Consider the following 16,520-nt stretch of genomic DNA (forward strand, 5'->3'; position numbering starts at 1 on the left):
GAGAAAAATAGAAAGGCTAAATCTTATATAAGAGAGAAAATTTTAGCTACTTTTTGCAAATTTGTAATCAAAAATAACCGCTTGCTATAAAAAAAGCCCAACATATTACTATGTCGGGCTTTACGTTTATAAAATTAAATTATTTATTCCGCAGCTGCTTCAGCAACTTCTGGACGATCAACTAACTCAATGTAAGCCATTGGAGCGTTATCACCTGCACGGAAACCACATTTCATGATACGAGTATAACCACCCGCACGCTCTTTAAAACGTGGACCTAATTCATTAAATAATTTTGCAACAACATCTTTGTTACGTGTACGAGCAAATGCTAAACGGCGATTTGCTACGCTATCTACTTTTGATAAAGTAATTAATGGTTCAACTACACGACGTAATTCTTTTGCTTTAGGCACAGTAGTCTTGATAATTTCATGACTTACTAAAGAACCTGCCATATTGCGGAACATCGCTTGGCGATGACTGCTATTACGATTTAGTTGACGGCCACTCTTACGATGACGCATACCTTATTCCTTCTTAGAAATCTATGTCTGAAATTAGTCTTCAGCAATACTTGCTGGAGGCCAATTTTCAAGACGCATACCCAGTGATAAGCCACGAGAAGCCAGCACATCCTTAATCTCTGTAAGTGATTTCTTACCAAGATTAGGTGTTTTTAATAACTCAACTTCTGTACGTTGTACTAAATCACCGATATAGTGAATTGTCTCTGCTTTTAAGCAGTTAGCTGAACGAACTGTTAGTTCTAAATCATCAACAGGGCGAAGAAGGATTGGATCAAATTCCGGTTTCTCTTCTTTCACTTCAGGTTGACGTACATCACGTAAATCTACGAATGCAGCTAATTGCTCTGCTAAAATTGTTGCAGCGCGACGAATAGCTTCTTCTGGATCTAATGTTCCATTAGTTTCCATTTCAATGATCAATTTATCTAAGTCTGTACGTTGTTCCACACGTGCTGCTTCCACATTGTAAGCAATACGATCAACAGGACTAAAACGTGCATCAACCAATAAACGACCAATTGGACGATCATCACTCTGAGAGTGAACTCTCGCAGAAGCCGGTACATAACCACGACCACGTTGTACTCGAATACGCATATTAATAGACGCATCTTTATCTGTTAAATGACAGATCACGTGTTCTGGGTTTACTATTTCTACATCACCATCGTGAGTAATGTCGGCTGCAATAACAGGGCCAATTCCAGACTTATTTAGTGTCAAAACAATATCATCTTTGTTTTGCACTTTTACCGCTAAACCTTTTAAATTTAGTAACACTTCAAGAATATCTTCCTGAACCCCTTCTTTGCTGCTGTATTCATGTAATACACCATCAATTTCAACTTCTGTCACTGCACAACCTGGCATAGAAGAAAGTAAGATACGACGAAGGGCATTCCCTAGTGTATGGCCAAAGCCACGTTCTAGTGGCTCTAATGTCACTTTTGCGTGAGTTGAGCTAACTTGCTCAATATTCACTAAGTGCGGTTTTAAAAATTCTGTCACAGAACCCTGCATTTTATCCTCTCTTTTCTTTTAAGCTTTATCAACTATTATTTAGAGTAAAGCTCAACGATCAGACTCTCGTTAATATCTGCTGATAGATCTGAACGCTCAGGAGTACGTTTAAATACGCCTTCCATTTTAGCTGCATCAACTTCTAACCAAGTTGGTTTTTCTCTTTGAGTAGCTAATTCTAATGATGCTTTAATTCGAGCTTGTTTCTTAGATTTCTCACGAACAGCAACTACATCATCAACAGAAACCTGATAAGAAGGAATATTTACTACTCGACCGTTTACCACGATAGATTTATGGCTCACTAACTGACGTGCTTCTGCACGAGTAGCTGCAAAACCCATACGGTAAACAACGTTATCTAAACGACCTTCTAATAATACTAATAAGTTCTCACCGGTATTACCTTTTAAGCGATTAGCTTCTTTATAGTAATTACGGAACTGACGTTCTAAAATACCATAAATACGGCGAACTTTTTGTTTTTCACGTAACTGACTACCATAGTCAGATAAACGTGCCTTACGTGCACCATGCTGTCCAGGTGCTACATCAAGTCTATTTCTACATTTTGATTCAATCGTGCGAACGCCTGACTTTAAAAATAAGTCAGTACCTTCACGACGGCTTAGCTTGAGCTTTGGACCCAAATATCTTGCCATTTTCTTTCTCCAATTATCCTAACGTCAATTAAACGCGACGTTTTTTAGGTGGACGACAACCGTTATGAGGAATCGGAGTCACATCTGTAATATTCGTGATTTTAAATCCTGCTGCACTTAATGCACGGATTGTTGATTCACGACCTGGACCCGGACCTTTAACCATAACTTCCAAATTCTTTAAACCGAACTCTTTAACAGTTTCAGCACAACGCTCAGCTGCAACTTGCGCTGCAAATGGAGTTGATTTACGAGAACCACGGAAACCTGAACCACCTGCAGTAGCCCAAGCTAGAGCGTTACCTTGACGGTCAGTAATAGTTACGATTGTATTATTGAAAGAGGCGTGGATATGTGCTACGCCATCTGCAATCTGTTTTTTTACACGTTTACGTGTACGAACTGGTGTTTTAGCCATTATAATTTACTCCGACTATTTCTTGATCGGTTTACGTGGACCCTTACGAGTACGCGCATTTGTTTTAGTACGTTGACCACGTACTGGTAAGCTACGACGATGACGTAAACCTCTGTAACAACCTAAGTCTAAAAGACGTTTGATGCTTAAAGTTACTTCACGACGTAAATCACCTTCAACAGTAAATTTACCAACTTCTTCACGCAGTTTTTCAATCTGCTCTTCAGACAATTCTCTGATCTTAACGTCTTCGGCAATACCTGTTAAAGCACAAATTTCTTTTGCTCTTGTTTTACCGATACCGTAAATAGCAGTTAATGCGATTACAGTGTGTTTCTGATCAGGAATGTTAATGCCTGCAATACGGGCCACTATGCACTCCTATTTTTTAATATTAAAATTTATTGATATACTGATCTTGAAAAGCCCGTTTCAGGATACTCAAACAGTATATCAGGTCTAAATGAGCTGAGTAGTATAACCACTCAGCTGATTTTTTGCAAGAAATAATGCTTAATTAACCTTGACGTTGCTTGTGTTTAGGTTCAGAACAAATTACTCGAACCACACCTGAACGTCTAACAATACGGCAATTACGGCATAATTTCTTAACTGAAGCACGAACTTTCATTGCTTATCCTTTCTTTTTTAAGGCAAGAGTTATTATCTTGAACCTTTCAAATTGGCTTTTTTCAACACAGAATCATATTGTAAAGACATTAAATGACTTTGAACCTGTGCAATAAAATCCATAATTACTACCACAACAATCAATAGCGATGTACCACCTAAATTAAATGGCACTTTCCACAATGACGTTACGATATAAGGAACCAAACAAACAAATGCAATATACAAACCACCAATCATCGTGATTCGAGTCATTACTTTGTCAATATGACGAGATGTTTGTTCACCTGGTCTATAACCTGGTACAAACGCACCTGATTTTTTCAAATTATCCGCGATATCACGTGGATTATTTTGCATACTAGTATAAAAGAAAGCAAAGAATATTACAGCCACTGTAAATAATACAATATATAATGGCTGACCCGGTTGTAATAATAATGAAATATCAGACAACCATTCAAAACCTTCATTTTCACCAAACCACTGTACAACAGTTGCAGGAAAAAGAATAATACTTGATGCAAAGATAGCTGGAATTACACCAGCCATATTTACTTTTAACGGTAAATGAGAAGATTTCGCAGGCATCATCATTCTTCCTTGTTGACGACTTGCATAATTTACTACGATTCTTCTTTGTCCACGCTCAACAAACACAACAAAATATGTTACTGCAAAAGCAACAACTGCAATTAAAAGTAGAACTATTAAGGATATTTCACCTTGACGAGCCTGTTCTACTGTCTGTCCTATAGTGCCTGGTAATCCAGCAACGATTCCCGCTAAGATAATTAAAGAAATTCCATTTCCAATACCACGCTCTGTAATCTGTTCACCTAACCACATTAAGAACATAGTACCTGTCACTAAGCTAATAACTGCTGTAATATAAAACAGCATATCAGGATTAGGTACAAGCCCATGAATCATGTTTGGTAAAGCAAATGAAATACCAACAGACTGAATAAATGCTAATAAAAGAGTAGAGTATCTTGTATATTTACTAATTTTGCGTTGTCCTGCTGCTCCCTCTTTCTTCAACTCAGCTAACGCCGGATGAATGGCAGTTAATAATTGAATAATAATTGAAGCAGAGATATAAGGCATTATACCTAATGCAAAAATAGATGCTCTACTCAACGCACCACCAGAGAACATGTTAAACATGTCAATGATGGTACCTTGTTGTTGTTGAATTAATTCGGATAAAACAGAAGCATCAATACCAGGAACAGGAATAAAAGATCCGATTCTAAAAACTACTAGTGCAAAGAAAACAAATAATAGTCTAGATTTTAATTCACCAGATCCCTTTTGTATGTTATTTCCTTGATATCCTGGTTGCTTTGCCATTGATTATTCCTCGATTGAACCGCCAGCAGCTTCAATAGCAGCTTTTGCACCTTTAGTGATACGTAAACCTTTAACTGTTACTGCTTTTTCAATTTTACCTGACAAAATTACTTTTGCAGCTAAAATATCTTTTGTTACTAAATTAGCAGCTTTAAGTGTGTCTAATGTTACAACATCACCTTCTACTTTTACCAATTCATCTAAACGAATTTCAGCAGTACGTAAAGATTTTAATGATGTAAAACCAAATTTTGGTAAACGACGGTATAAAGGCATTTGACCACCTTCGAACCCACGACGAACACCGCCACCAGTACGAGATTTTTGCCCTTTGTGACCACGGCCACCAGTTTTTCCTAAACCAGAACCGATACCACGACCTAAACGTTTACTGCTATGTTTAGAACCTTCTGCTGGAGATAGAGAGTTTAAACGCATTCTATTACTCCTCAACTTTAACCATATATGAAACTTGGTTGATCATTCCACGAATTGATGGAGTGTCTTCTAGTTCCACTGTGTGTCGAATATGACGAAGGCCTAAACCTTTTAACGTTGCTTTATGCTTCGGTAAACGAGCGATTGAGCTACGAGTTTGAGTTACTTTAATTGTTTTTGCCATATTCAATTACCCCAAAATTTCTTCAACAGTTTTACCACGTTTAGCGGCAACCATTTCTGGAGATTTCATGTTTTCTAAAGCATCAATAGTTGCACGAACAACATTAATTGGGTTTGTTGAACCATACGCTTTAGAAAGTACGTTATGAACACCTGCGACTTCTAATACTGCACGCATTGCACCACCTGCGATGATACCTGTACCTTCGCTTGCTGGTTGCATAAATACACGAGAACCAGTATGAGAACCTTTAACAGGGTGTTGTAATGTACCTTCATTTAAAGCTACATTGATCATATTGCGACGGGCTTTTTCCATCGCTTTTTGGATTGCTGCTGGAACTTCACGTGCTTTTCCGTAACCAAAACCTACACGACCGTTACCATCGCCCACTACTGTTAAAGCAGTGAAACTCATAATACGACCACCTTTTACGGTTTTTGATACACGGTTAACCGCGATTAGCTTTTCCTGCAGTTCACCAGCTTGTTTTTCGATGTTTGACATCTCAAATTCCTCTATTAGAACTGAAGACCAGCTTCACGAGCAGCGTCTGCCAATGATTGCACACGACCGTGGTATTTAAAACCAGAACGATCAAATGCAACCGCTTTAATACCTTTCTCTAACGCACGCTCAGCGACTAGTTTACCAACTACTACTGCTGCGTCTTTGTTTCCAGTATATTTTACTTGCTCTTTAATTACTTTTTCAACAGTTGAAGCTGCTGCTAGTACTTCTGAGCCATTAGGTGCAATTACCTGCGCATAAATATGGCGAGGTGTACGATATACAACCAAACGGGTTGCACCTTGCTCTCTCATTAAATGACGTGCACGGCTGGCACGACGGATACGAGCTGTTTTCTTATCCATAGTTACCCTACCTTACTTTTTCTTAGCCTCTTTTGTACGTACTACTTCATCAGAGTAACGTACACCTTTACCTTTGTAAGGCTCAGGACGGCGATATGCACGAATATCAGCGGCAACTTGGCCAACTAACTGTTTGTCTGCACTTTTCAGAATAATTTCTGTCTGTGATGGACATTCAGCTGTTACACCTTCAGGCAACTGATGATCAACCGGATGTGAGAAACCTAAGCTAAGTGCAACAGTGTTACCTTTTACTTGTGCTCTATAACCAACACCCACTAATTGCAATTTTTTAGTAAAGCCTTCTGTAACACCGATAACCATAGCATTAACTAATGCTCTAGCAGTACCAGCTTGTGCATTTGCATTAACAATACCTTCTCTTGGTACAAATGTTAATACGCCAGCATCTTGGTTTACTTCAACTGCATTGTGAATTGTACGAGACAATTCACCATTTTTTCCTTTCACTGTTAATAACTGTCCGTCAAGTTTTACCTCAACGCCGGCAGGAATATTAACAGGTGCTTTTGCGACACGAGACATTCTTCCTACCCCTTATTAAGCTACATAACAGATGATTTCACCGCCCAATCCTGCTTTACGAGCAGCACGGTCAGTCATAACACCTTTTGATGTAGAAACAACAGCGATACCTAAGCCACCCATTACTTTTGGCAATTCGTCTTTACGTTTGTAAATACGAAGACCTGGACGACTCACACGTTGAATTTTTTCTACAACTGGTTTATTTTGGAAATATTTTAAAGTGATTTCCAATTCAGGCTTAACGCCTTCTAAAATTTTGAAGCTCTCAACAAAACCTTCTTCAGCCAAAACGTTAGCAATAGCAACTTTTAGCTTGGATGAAGGCATACTGATAGCAACTTTGTTCGCAGCTTGCCCGTTACGAATACGAGTTAGCATATCTGCGATTGGATCTTGCATGCTCATGTATTTACTCCCATGATTCCAATATAAAAGAGGTGATTACCAACTAGCTTTTTTAAGGCCTGGGATTTCTCCACGCATTGCTGCTTCACGAACCTTAATACGGCTTAAACCAAACTTGCGAAGTACTCCGTGAGGACGACCAGTTTGGCGACAACGGTTACGCTGACGGCTTGTACTAGAATCACGAGGAAGACCTTGTAATTTTAATACTGCATCCCAACGCTCTTCATCAGAAGTATTGATATTAGAAATAATATCTTTTAATTCTTGACGTTTTGCGTAGAATTTCTCAGCTAATTTAGCACGTTTAACATCACGTGCAATCATTGATTTTTTTGCCACGATAACCTACCTTATTTACGGAATGGGAAATTAAAGGCAGCTAATAACGCTTGACCTTCTTCATCATTATTCGCAGTTGTAGTGATAGTGATATCTAAACCACGTACACGATCAACTTTATCATAATCAATTTCTGGGAAAATGATTTGTTCACGAACACCCATACTGTAATTACCACGTCCATCGAAAGATTTCGCACTTAAACCACGGAAATCTCGAACACGAGGAACAGCAATCGTAATCAATCTTTCAAAGAATTCCCACATACGTTCACCACGTAGGGTCACTTTACATCCGATTGGATATCCCTGACGGATTTTAAAGCCTGCAACTGATTTGCGAGCTTTAGTAATTAAAGGTTTTTGACCGCTAATTGCTGTTAGATCTGCTACCGCATTCTCTAACAATTTTTTATCGGTCAATGCTTCACCCACACCCATATTCAGGGTTATCTTTTCGATTCGTGGGACTTGCATGACAGACGAGTAGTTGAATTTTTCTTTCAATTCATTAACTACTTGTTCTCTGTAATAATCATGCAGTTTCGCCATCACATTACTCCAATTAGTTAAATAATTTCATTATTAGATTTGAAGAAACGCACTTTTTTGCCATCTTCGAATCTAAAACCTACACGGTCAGCTTTATTTGTTGTTGGATTAAAGATAGCAACATTTGATACTTCAATTGCAGCTTCTTTTTTCACGATACCACCCTCTTTGTTTAAAGCTGGGACTGGTTTTTCGTGTTTAGTGATCATATTGATCCCTTCAACAAATACTTTACCGTTTGGTAACACTTTTGTTACCTTACCACGCTTACCTTTATCTTTTCCGGTAAGAACAATAACTTCATCATTTTGACGGATTTTTGCAGCCATTTTATTCTCCTTACAGTACTTCTGGTGCTAAAGAGATGATCTTCATAAACTTCTCTGAACGAAGTTCACGAGTCACAGGACCAAAAATACGAGTACCGACAGGTTGCTCTGTTGTATTATTTAATAATACACAAGCATTACCATCGAAGCGAATAACTGCGCCATCTGGGCGACGAACACCCTTCTTGGTGCGCACCACAACTGCTTTTAACACATCACCTTTTTTTACTTTACCACGAGGAATTGCTTCTTTTACGGTAATTTTAATGATGTCACCTACTGCAGCGTAACGACGGTGCGATCCACCTAGAACCTTGATACACATTACGCGGCGAGCTCCTGAATTATCAGCAACATCAAGCATAGTCTGTTCTTGGATCATATTAGTGCTCCGCTAAATTAAAAAAAACCCTTTCGGGACGAAAACTTATCCCACAAATAGGATAAGGTGGTGCATTATAGCATTAGTTTTGAACTAATAACAACCTAAATTTGCAAAAAGTATTGAGAATATGACCGCTTAGCTTTTAAGCTAATTTCAAAGAAATACAAAATGAAAACAATACTAATAGAGTATTACTTCCCTAATACAAAAATAAATAGCCAAATTTTCAATGATCCTTATAAAACAGTTTCTACTACTGCAATATCAAATATCAAGCTACATCTTTTCTATTAGCCTAACAAATACCTAAGTTTACCTTCATTATTATTTTACTAGCTGTTATCCTGCTTTTTAGCTCATGCTACTTAGCGCTACTAGCCAGATAACAATGGTACTATCATTTGAAATAAGCGTCCTTTTCCCATCTCTATTATTAAGCTAGTAAGATATTTTCTTTCTTTTAGTATTTGCTTCCAACTCAAAATCAATTTAAGGAATTAAATTATCAAAAAATATAGTTCTTATAATTTTCAACATTTAAGAAAAAGGATAGTGTAAATTTTTGATAAAAAATAACCGCTTATCAAATAGCTAAACAGTTATTGGAGGGCAAATAAAAAAAAGACCTAATACATTGTACTAGGTCTTTTATAAGAAACTAAATTCTAATTATAAAACAAATTATTTAATTTTTGCTTCTTTATACATAACGTGTTTACGCACAACAGGATCGTATTTTTTGATCTCCATTTTGCCTGGCATATTACGTTTATTTTTATCAGTAGTATAGAAGTGACCTGTTTCAGCACTTGATACTAACTTGATTTTTTCACGATTACCTTTAGCTGCCATTGTTTAGCTCCTTAGATTTTTTCGCCACGAGCACGAATATCAGCTAACACTGCATCGATGCCTTTTTTATCAATAATACGCATACCTTTCGCTGTTAAGCGTAAAGTTACGAAACGTTTTTCACTCTCAACCCAAAAACGATGAGTGTGAAGGTTTGGTAAGAAACGACGACGAGTCGCATTCATTGCGTGTGAGCGGTTGTTTCCCACTGCAGGACGCTTGCCTGTTACTTGACAGACTCTAGACATTGTTATTCTCCAATAATTTACTTAAGCTTAAGTTAAATGGTTCGGGTATCAAAAACATACAATATATTTTTGTTACCTCGTCAGGCATACACCCAATCCACAGACTACTATAAAGAATCGCGATTATACTTTGTTTATGTATTGTATTCAAGTATTGTTCACGTTTTAAGTGGATTTTTCCTCCTCAAAAGAGAAATAATCCCCTTTACCTACAATAATATGATCTATAAGACGAATATCTACTAAGTCACATGCTAATTTAATTTTATCCGTTAAGCTATAATCTGATTGGCTAGGTGTGCAATTTCCAGAAGGATGATTGTGTGCAAGAATAATCGCTGCCGCATTACATTTTAATGCCTCTTTTACCACTTCTCTAGGATAAACTGTTGCTTGATTTATTGTACCATAAAACATTTTTTCAGACTTGATAACTTGGTGTTGATTATCTAAAAAAATAACCATAAAAACTTCTCGCTCACAGCTTTCAAGCTCTGATTGAAAATATAGAATAGCCATTATAGGATCGCTAACCACATCAGAAAGTTTTATTTTTTGATTCAAATAACGCTTAGTCATTTCTTTAGTTGCTTGTAACTGAATAAATTGGGTTTGTCCTAATCCTTTGATATGGCAAAATTCTGTTAAATTAGCAGCAAGCAGCCCCCTTAATGATCCAAAATTATCTAATACCTCAGCTGATAATTGCATTACAGGAACTCCTTTAATGCCTGTTCTTAAAAAAATAGCCACTAACTCTACATCACTTAAAGACTCTGCACCAAATTTCAATAATTTTTCTCGAGGCATTAGCTCTTCTATATATTCCATCTTTTATTACCTTAAAATATTTTATATAACAAAGAATAATATTGATAATAAAAAGGTACAAAAGAAAAGCTATGATTTATCGATCGTGATCGCAAAATAGAAATAAGAATAGATTATTTTAAATATGAAAAAAGGCGTATCTTTCGACACGCCTTTTCCTAGCATTTTGCTTTAATTAAATAATCTAATTATTTAATAATTTTAGCAACAACACCCGCACCTACTGTACGTCCACCTTCACGAATTGCGAAGCGTAAACCTTCGTCCATCGCGATTGGGTGAATTAGGCTTACTACCATTTGGATGTTATCACCTGGCATTACCATTTCTACGCCTTCTGGTAATTCGATTGTACCAGTTACGTCAGTTGTACGGAAGTAGAACTGTGGACGGTAACCTTTGAAGAATGGAGTGTGACGACCACCTTCATCTTTGCTTAATACGTAAACTTCTGATGTGAAGTCTGTGTGTGGTGTGATTGAACCTGGTTTAGCAAGTACTTGACCACGTTCGATTTCTTCACGTTTTGTACCACGTAATAATGCACCTACGTTCTCACCAGCACGACCTTCGTCTAGTAATTTACGGAACATTTCAACACCAGTTACAACTGTTTTTGTTGTTTCTTTGATACCAACGATTTCTACTTCATCACCAGTACGGATGATACCACGCTCAACACGACCTGTTACTACTGTACCACGACCTGAAATTGAGAATACATCTTCAATTGGTAATAAGAATGGTTGGTCAATTGCACGCTCTGGCTCTGGAATGTAGCTGTCTAAGTGTGCTGCTAATTCTAAGATTTTTTCTTCCCACTCTGCTTCGCCTTCTAACGCTTTTAACGCTGAACCACGAACGATTGGTGTATCATCACCTGGGAAGTCATAGTCTGAAAGAAGTTCACGAACTTCCATTTCAACTAATTCTAATAATTCTTCATCATCTACCATATCACATTTGTTTAAGAATACGATGATGTAAGGAACACCTACTTGGCGACCTAATAAGATGTGCTCACGTGTTTGTGGCATTGGACCATCTGTTGCAGCTACTACTAAGATTGCTCCGTCCATTTGTGCAGCACCTGTGATCATGTTTTTCACATAGTCCGCGTGTCCTGGACAGTCAACGTGTGCATAGTGACGAGTTTCTGTATCATATTCAACGTGTGAAGTATTGATAGTAATACCACGTGCTTTTTCTTCTGGTGCGTTATCGATTTGTGAAAAATCGCGTTTTTCTCCACCAAACTGTTTAGAAAGTACTGCTGTGATTGCAGCAGTTAAAGTTGTTTTACCGTGGTCAACGTGGCCGATTGTTCCCACGTTTACGTGCGGTTTTGTACGTTCAAATTTTTGTTTAGACATTATAAAGTCCCTCTAAAAACAAACACGGTTACAATGGTAGTTACCACATTAACCAAATAAAAATAAATTCGCTGAGTTTCTATTATAACACTAAAATAAGGAAAGTAAAAAGAAGATGGTGCTGATAGGCGGATTTGAACCGCCGACCTCACCCTTACCAAGGGTGTGCTCTACCAACTGAGCCATATCAGCGACACTGGAGCGGGCAGCGGGAATCGAACCCGCGTCATCAGCTTGGAAGGCTGAGGTAATAGCCACTATACGATGCCCGCATCGTAAAATTTATCTGTCCTATTAGCGTAAATAGAAATGGTGGAGGGAGAAGGATTCGAACCTTCGAAGGCTGAGCCAACAGATTTACAGTCTGCCCCCTTTGGCCGCTCGGGAACCCCTCCACGATTAAAGATACTTGTTTACAGAATTAAATGGTGCCGACTACCGGAATCGAACTGGTGACCTACTGATTACAAGTCAGTTGCTCTACCTACTGAGCTAAGTCGGCATTGCGTAAGCAAGTGGTGCGTATTATAGGAATTTTAAAAAAGTGTGCAAGTGTTTTTTTTAAAAATTTTCTATTTTTTTGATCTTTTGCTGATTTAATAAACCAAATGTTGAATTTTTGACTATTTTTTGGCTTTTTTGATAAATTTGCCCCTTTTATTCTGTAATATTCTTTCTTTTAAATCTTATTAAATATACAATTTAACACAGACTTTTTTATAACAAAAAATTATGTATTCAAAAGAAACCAACAATTTGACTCCCTTTTTAACTTTTAATCGCCAGCAATGGGCTGAATTAAGAAAATCCGTTCCCCTAAAATTAACAGAACAAGATTTAAAACCCTTACTCGGTTTTGATGAAGATCTTTCTTTAACTGAGGTGAGTACAATCTATTTGCCCTTAGCACGTTTAATCAATTACTACATTGATGAAAATATTCAGCGTCAGGCAGTACTACATCGTTTTCTTGGTGTCGAATCACAGAAGTTTCCTTATATCATTAGCCTTGCTGGAAGTGTTTCAGTAGGCAAAAGTACCTCAGCTCGTATCTTACAAGCACTTCTCTCTCAATGGCCTCAAGAAAGAAAGGTTTCACTTGTTACAACTGATGGTTTTTTATACCCTCTTGCAAAATTAACAGAAAAAAATCTTTTAAACAAAAAAGGGTTTCCAGAATCTTATGATACACAACGCTTAATTCAGTTTGTCTCTGACGTAAAATCAGGCAAACCTAAGGTTACAGCCCCAGTTTATTCGCACCTTACCTATGATATTATTCCTGATACTTTTGAAACAGTGGATCAACCTGATATTCTCATTTTAGAAGGGCTAAACGTGCTACAAACAGGGATAAAATCAAATAACGTCTTTGTTTCAGATTTAGTGGACTTCTCTATTTATGTGGACGCTGATGAAAAATATTTAAAAGAATGGTACGTCAATCGCTTTTTAAAATTCCGACGTGGGGCATTTGCGGATCCAAATTCTTATTTTCATCACTACTCTCAATTATCAGAAAAAGAAGCCATTGAAACAGCATCAAGAATATGGGATGAAATCAACGGCTTAAATTTACATAAAAATATCTTACCAACACGAGAAAGAGCAAATCTTATTTTGACAAAAGGCATCAATCATCAAGTAGAAACCGTAAAATTACGTAAGTAAGCGGTCACTTTTTTACTAAAATTTACAAAAATAAAAGGAATAATAAAATGGCGTGGATTCAAATTCGCTTAAATAGTACAGACGATAAAGCAGAGCAAATCAGTGAGTTTTTTGAAGAATGGGGTGCGGTATCTATCACTTATATGGATAGCCAAGACACCCCTATTTTTGAACCTTTACCCGGTGAAACGCGTTTATGGGGCAATACCGATGTGGTGGCATTATTTGACGCAGAAATGGAGATGAAACCAATCATCACTGCTCTACAACAAAGTGGCATTATCGAGCCTGATTTTGCCTATAAAATCGAACAAATTGAAGATAAAGATTGGGAACGTGAATGGATGGATAACTTCCATCCAATGCAATTCGGCGAGCGTTTATGGATTTGTCCAAGCTGGCGTGAAGTGCCTGATCCAAATGCGGTAAATGTGATGCTTGATCCTGGTTTAGCTTTCGGAACAGGTACACACCCAACCACAGAATTGTGTTTACGTTGGTTAGACAGCCTAGATTTAGAAGGCAAAACAGTGATTGATTTTGGTTGTGGTTCAGGTATTTTAGCGATTGCTGCCTTAAAATTAGGGGCTAAATCAGTAATTGGGATTGATATTGATCCACAAGCAATCACGGCAAGTAAAATGAATGCAGAACAAAATGGTGTTTCGGATAAATTGGAATTATATTTGCCAGAAGATCAACCACAAGATTTACAAGCTGACGTCGTCGTTGCCAATATTCTTGCAGGTCCATTAAAAGAGCTTGCTCCATTGATTATTAACTTAGTGAAGCCACAAGGTCTATTAGGGCTTTCAGGGATTTTAACCACTCAAGCGGAATCAGTTTGTGAGGCATATCAGCAAGATTATCAATTAGATCCTGTAGCAGAAAAAGAAGAATGGTGTCGCATTACAGGTATTAAAAGAGGGTAAAATGAAAAAAATCCTTTTATTAAATGGTCCAAATTTGAATATGTTAGGAAAACGTGAGCCTGAAATTTATGGCTCGCTAACCCTTACTGACATTGAAAAAAATCTGCAACATTTAGCACAACAAAAAGGTGTGGCACTTGATTGCTTTCAAGCAAATAGCGAAGAAGCGTTAATCGATCGCATTCATCAGAGTTTTGAAAAAGTGGATTTTATCCTATTTAATCCAGCCGCCTTTACACACACCAGTGTTGCTTTACGAGATGCTCTGCTTGCTGTGGCGATTCCTTTTGTGGAAATTCATTTGTCGAATGTACATTCTCGCGAACCATTTCGCCATCACTCTTATTTTAGTGATATCGCACAAGCGGTCATTTGTGGCTGCGGAGCAAAAAGCTATGAATATGCCTTAGATTTTGCTACAACAAAATTAAATCCATAAGTTAATAATAAGCTGATACTAAATATCAGCTTATTTTTTACGCTTAGAGCGTGGATGCGTCGCGTCATAGACTGTTGCAAGATGTTGAAAATCTAAATGGGTATAAATTTGTGTGGTGGATAAGCTACTATGCCCTAATAACTCTTGCACCGCACGCAAATCTCCACTACCTTCAAGCATTTGTGTGGCGAAAGAGTGGCGTAATTTATGGGGGTGCAAATGGGTATCTAAGCCTTGTTTTTGTCCCCATTTTTTCATAATCAGCTGAATGGATCGTACCGAAATACGTTCGCCACGCTGATTTAAAAACAACGCATTATCTTTAGGTTGATAGTTAAGACGTTGTACCAACCATTGTTGCAATACTTCTATCGCTTTTGAACCAACAGGTAAAATTCGCTCTTTGCTTCCTTTACCCAACACTCGCACTTCCCTTGCATTCAAATCAATATCACCTAAATCTATCGTTTGTAGCTCGCTTAAACGTAGTCCAGAGCTATACATCAACTCCATCATCGCTAAATCCCGCCAATCATTTGGCGTTTGTGGTGTGGTATCAAGCAAATGGCTAAGTTGCTCCGCATCAATATTTTTAGGTAAATGTTTCGGTTGTTTTGGGGCTTTGATCCCCTGTGCTGGATTGACGGTCATTTTACCAACGCTAATCAAATAGCTAAAAAATTGACGTAATGCGGAAAGACGCAAACTGATACTTTTGGCACTTAATTCTGCTTTATGGCTTTGGGTTAAAATCCAACGCACCGTACTAGGCTCAACGTCCTGCCATTTGGTAATTTCTGCTTGCACCAATAATTCTGTAATCGCTTTAAGCTGACGTTGATAATTTTTAATGGTATGCTCGCTTGCCTGACGTTCAATACGCAAAAAATCCCAATAAGGTTGGGTTTCAGCGAGTAATTGTTGAATTTGGAGTTTGTTTGGCATTTTATAAACCACATTGAAATCAATACGCAAAATCTAATGATTAAAATGTAGGGGAGGATTAAACGAAGTGCATATCCGCCCGCTCTCTTGTCTATTTATCGGGCGGATATGCGTTCGCGTTGCTCTCTTAATCCGCCCCTACATTAAATTTTTGCAAAACCTTAAAAAAATTTGACCGCTTAAATAAACCAAGTCATCGGATTTATATCTTTTTGTTTATAAAGTTTAATCATTCCGTTTAATATTCGAATGATACACCAAAGTACACACGAAATTGTAAAAACAGGAGTTATAAAAATAGGAAGAGATAATAAAAAATTCTCCCAGTAATTATCAACATAAAGACTTTGAAGAGAAAGTAAAATTGTAATACAAAAATAAATAAAAATAAGAAAAGCCATGCAAAAAACAATCAAAAAAGTTCTTATTAAATAATCTAAATGATTATCATAGATTGTTTTATTTTTTTCATCTAATTTTGCATAGGCAATAAATAGAGCAATCACTGTTGGAATTAACACTATCCTAATCGGAAAGCCATACAAAAAACTTATC

Annotated in this window: 26 protein-coding genes and 4 tRNA genes; 3 read left to right on the forward strand and 27 right to left on the reverse strand. The window is 37.4% G+C overall.

Annotated features, from left to right (window positions below; genetic code table 11):
* Window positions 1-143 precede the first annotated feature (143 nt).
* The 25 genes from rplQ to DYE60_RS08035 all read right to left on the reverse strand — a co-directional run bounded on the left by rplQ (window position 144) and on the right by DYE60_RS08035 (window position 12,480).
* Window positions 144-527, reverse strand: a complete 384-nt coding sequence (gene rplQ / locus DYE60_RS07915; RefSeq protein ID WP_115316070.1) for a 50S ribosomal protein L17 — start codon at window positions 525-527, stop codon at window positions 144-146.
* Between the two features lie 33 nt (window positions 528-560).
* Window positions 561-1,550 (reverse strand): DNA-directed RNA polymerase subunit alpha, encoded by a 990-nt coding sequence (locus DYE60_RS07920; protein ID WP_115316071.1) that lies wholly within the window; start codon window positions 1,548-1,550, stop codon window positions 561-563.
* A gap of 35 nt (window positions 1,551-1,585) precedes the next feature.
* A complete protein-coding gene (gene rpsD / locus DYE60_RS07925; protein WP_115316072.1) occupies window positions 1,586-2,212 on the reverse strand; it encodes a 30S ribosomal protein S4 in 627 nt (208 codons plus the stop codon).
* 28 nt (window positions 2,213-2,240) lie between these two features.
* On the reverse strand, window positions 2,241-2,630 hold the full coding sequence (gene rpsK / locus DYE60_RS07930) for a 30S ribosomal protein S11 (protein ID WP_115316073.1): 390 nt from the start codon (window positions 2,628-2,630) through the stop codon (window positions 2,241-2,243).
* A gap of 15 nt (window positions 2,631-2,645) precedes the next feature.
* Window positions 2,646-3,002, reverse strand: coding sequence for a 30S ribosomal protein S13 (gene rpsM, locus DYE60_RS07935; protein WP_115316074.1), 357 nt, complete (start codon window positions 3,000-3,002; stop codon window positions 2,646-2,648).
* A 145-nt stretch (window positions 3,003-3,147) separates the two neighbouring features.
* Window positions 3,148-3,261, reverse strand: a complete 114-nt coding sequence (rpmJ, locus tag DYE60_RS07940) for a 50S ribosomal protein L36 (RefSeq protein WP_090920061.1) — start codon at window positions 3,259-3,261, stop codon at window positions 3,148-3,150.
* 32 nt (window positions 3,262-3,293) lie between these two features.
* Window positions 3,294-4,616, reverse strand: coding sequence for a preprotein translocase subunit SecY (gene secY / locus DYE60_RS07945; protein ID WP_115316075.1), 1,323 nt, complete (start codon window positions 4,614-4,616; stop codon window positions 3,294-3,296).
* Window positions 4,617-4,619: 3 nt separating this feature from the next.
* A complete protein-coding gene (gene rplO / locus DYE60_RS07950; RefSeq protein ID WP_115316076.1) occupies window positions 4,620-5,054 on the reverse strand; it encodes a 50S ribosomal protein L15 in 435 nt (144 codons plus the stop codon).
* Window positions 5,055-5,058: 4 nt separating this feature from the next.
* Window positions 5,059-5,238, reverse strand: coding sequence for a 50S ribosomal protein L30 (gene rpmD, locus DYE60_RS07955; RefSeq protein ID WP_115316077.1), 180 nt, complete (start codon window positions 5,236-5,238; stop codon window positions 5,059-5,061).
* A gap of 6 nt (window positions 5,239-5,244) precedes the next feature.
* On the reverse strand, window positions 5,245-5,745 hold the full coding sequence (gene rpsE / locus DYE60_RS07960) for a 30S ribosomal protein S5 (protein ID WP_115316078.1): 501 nt from the start codon (window positions 5,743-5,745) through the stop codon (window positions 5,245-5,247).
* 14 nt (window positions 5,746-5,759) lie between these two features.
* Window positions 5,760-6,113: a 50S ribosomal protein L18 gene (gene rplR, locus DYE60_RS07965; protein WP_115316079.1), complete on the reverse strand. Its 354-nt coding sequence runs from the start codon at window positions 6,111-6,113 to the stop codon at window positions 5,760-5,762.
* Between the two features lie 12 nt (window positions 6,114-6,125).
* The gene (gene rplF / locus DYE60_RS07970) at window positions 6,126-6,659 is read right to left on the reverse strand and encodes a 50S ribosomal protein L6 (protein WP_115316080.1); all 534 of its coding nucleotides are present in this window, start codon (window positions 6,657-6,659) and stop codon (window positions 6,126-6,128) included.
* A gap of 15 nt (window positions 6,660-6,674) precedes the next feature.
* Entirely contained in the window at window positions 6,675-7,067 is a 393-nt protein-coding gene (gene rpsH, locus DYE60_RS07975) for a 30S ribosomal protein S8 (protein ID WP_115316081.1), read from the reverse strand.
* A gap of 36 nt (window positions 7,068-7,103) precedes the next feature.
* On the reverse strand, window positions 7,104-7,409 hold the full coding sequence (gene rpsN, locus DYE60_RS07980; protein ID WP_115316082.1) for a 30S ribosomal protein S14: 306 nt from the start codon (window positions 7,407-7,409) through the stop codon (window positions 7,104-7,106).
* A gap of 11 nt (window positions 7,410-7,420) precedes the next feature.
* Window positions 7,421-7,960, reverse strand: coding sequence for a 50S ribosomal protein L5 (rplE, locus tag DYE60_RS07985; RefSeq protein ID WP_115316083.1), 540 nt, complete (start codon window positions 7,958-7,960; stop codon window positions 7,421-7,423).
* Between the two features lie 17 nt (window positions 7,961-7,977).
* Window positions 7,978-8,289, reverse strand: coding sequence for a 50S ribosomal protein L24 (gene rplX / locus DYE60_RS07990; RefSeq protein ID WP_115316084.1), 312 nt, complete (start codon window positions 8,287-8,289; stop codon window positions 7,978-7,980).
* Between the two features lie 10 nt (window positions 8,290-8,299).
* Window positions 8,300-8,671 carry a 50S ribosomal protein L14 gene (gene rplN / locus DYE60_RS07995; RefSeq protein WP_115316085.1) on the reverse strand — a complete coding sequence of 124 codons (372 nt, stop codon included), beginning with the start codon at window positions 8,669-8,671 and terminating at the stop codon, window positions 8,300-8,302.
* A 684-nt stretch (window positions 8,672-9,355) separates the two neighbouring features.
* Window positions 9,356-9,526: a 50S ribosomal protein L33 gene (gene rpmG, locus DYE60_RS08000; RefSeq protein ID WP_090921417.1), complete on the reverse strand. Its 171-nt coding sequence runs from the start codon at window positions 9,524-9,526 to the stop codon at window positions 9,356-9,358.
* Between the two features lie 11 nt (window positions 9,527-9,537).
* Window positions 9,538-9,774, reverse strand: a complete 237-nt coding sequence (gene rpmB, locus DYE60_RS08005) for a 50S ribosomal protein L28 (RefSeq protein ID WP_078238985.1) — start codon at window positions 9,772-9,774, stop codon at window positions 9,538-9,540.
* 165 nt (window positions 9,775-9,939) lie between these two features.
* Complete coding sequence (gene radC / locus DYE60_RS08010; protein ID WP_115316086.1) at window positions 9,940-10,605, reverse strand: RadC family protein; 666 nt, start codon at window positions 10,603-10,605, stop codon at window positions 9,940-9,942.
* A 188-nt stretch (window positions 10,606-10,793) separates the two neighbouring features.
* The gene (tuf, locus tag DYE60_RS08015) at window positions 10,794-11,978 is read right to left on the reverse strand and encodes an elongation factor Tu (RefSeq protein WP_115316087.1); all 1,185 of its coding nucleotides are present in this window, start codon (window positions 11,976-11,978) and stop codon (window positions 10,794-10,796) included.
* A 116-nt stretch (window positions 11,979-12,094) separates the two neighbouring features.
* Window positions 12,095-12,170 (reverse strand) — tRNA-Thr (locus DYE60_RS08020).
* Window positions 12,171-12,175: 5 nt separating this feature from the next.
* Window positions 12,176-12,250, reverse strand: a tRNA-Gly gene (locus DYE60_RS08025).
* 38 nt (window positions 12,251-12,288) lie between these two features.
* Window positions 12,289-12,373: transfer RNA gene (locus DYE60_RS08030), tRNA-Tyr, on the reverse strand.
* A 31-nt stretch (window positions 12,374-12,404) separates the two neighbouring features.
* Window positions 12,405-12,480, reverse strand: a tRNA-Thr gene (locus tag DYE60_RS08035).
* Between the two features lie 230 nt (window positions 12,481-12,710).
* On the opposite strand from DYE60_RS08035, the gene coaA reads away from it, so the two are divergent.
* From coaA to aroQ, 3 genes are read left to right on the forward strand one after another with little or no spacing between them, the layout of a single operon-like run.
* The gene (coaA, locus tag DYE60_RS08040) at window positions 12,711-13,649 is read left to right on the forward strand and encodes a type I pantothenate kinase (RefSeq protein WP_115316088.1); all 939 of its coding nucleotides are present in this window, start codon (window positions 12,711-12,713) and stop codon (window positions 13,647-13,649) included.
* Between the two features lie 47 nt (window positions 13,650-13,696).
* Window positions 13,697-14,581, forward strand: coding sequence for a 50S ribosomal protein L11 methyltransferase (gene prmA / locus DYE60_RS08045; RefSeq protein WP_115316089.1), 885 nt, complete (start codon window positions 13,697-13,699; stop codon window positions 14,579-14,581).
* 1 nt (window position 14,582) lies between these two features.
* Window positions 14,583-15,020 carry a type II 3-dehydroquinate dehydratase gene (gene aroQ / locus DYE60_RS08050; RefSeq protein ID WP_115316090.1) on the forward strand — a complete coding sequence of 146 codons (438 nt, stop codon included), beginning with the start codon at window positions 14,583-14,585 and terminating at the stop codon, window positions 15,018-15,020.
* Window positions 15,021-15,050: 30 nt separating this feature from the next.
* On the opposite strand, the gene xerC is transcribed toward aroQ, so the two are convergent.
* Window positions 15,051-15,965, reverse strand: a complete 915-nt coding sequence (gene xerC / locus DYE60_RS08055) for a tyrosine recombinase XerC (protein ID WP_115316091.1) — start codon at window positions 15,963-15,965, stop codon at window positions 15,051-15,053.
* A gap of 179 nt (window positions 15,966-16,144) precedes the next feature.
* A complete protein-coding gene (locus tag DYE60_RS10235) occupies window positions 16,145-16,486 on the reverse strand; it encodes a hypothetical protein (RefSeq protein ID WP_172460390.1) in 342 nt (113 codons plus the stop codon).
* Between the last annotated feature and the right edge of the window lie 34 nt (window positions 16,487-16,520).

Source organism: Phocoenobacter uteri (genome assembly GCF_900454895.1).
Taxonomy (GTDB): domain Bacteria; phylum Pseudomonadota; class Gammaproteobacteria; order Enterobacterales; family Pasteurellaceae; genus Phocoenobacter; species Phocoenobacter uteri.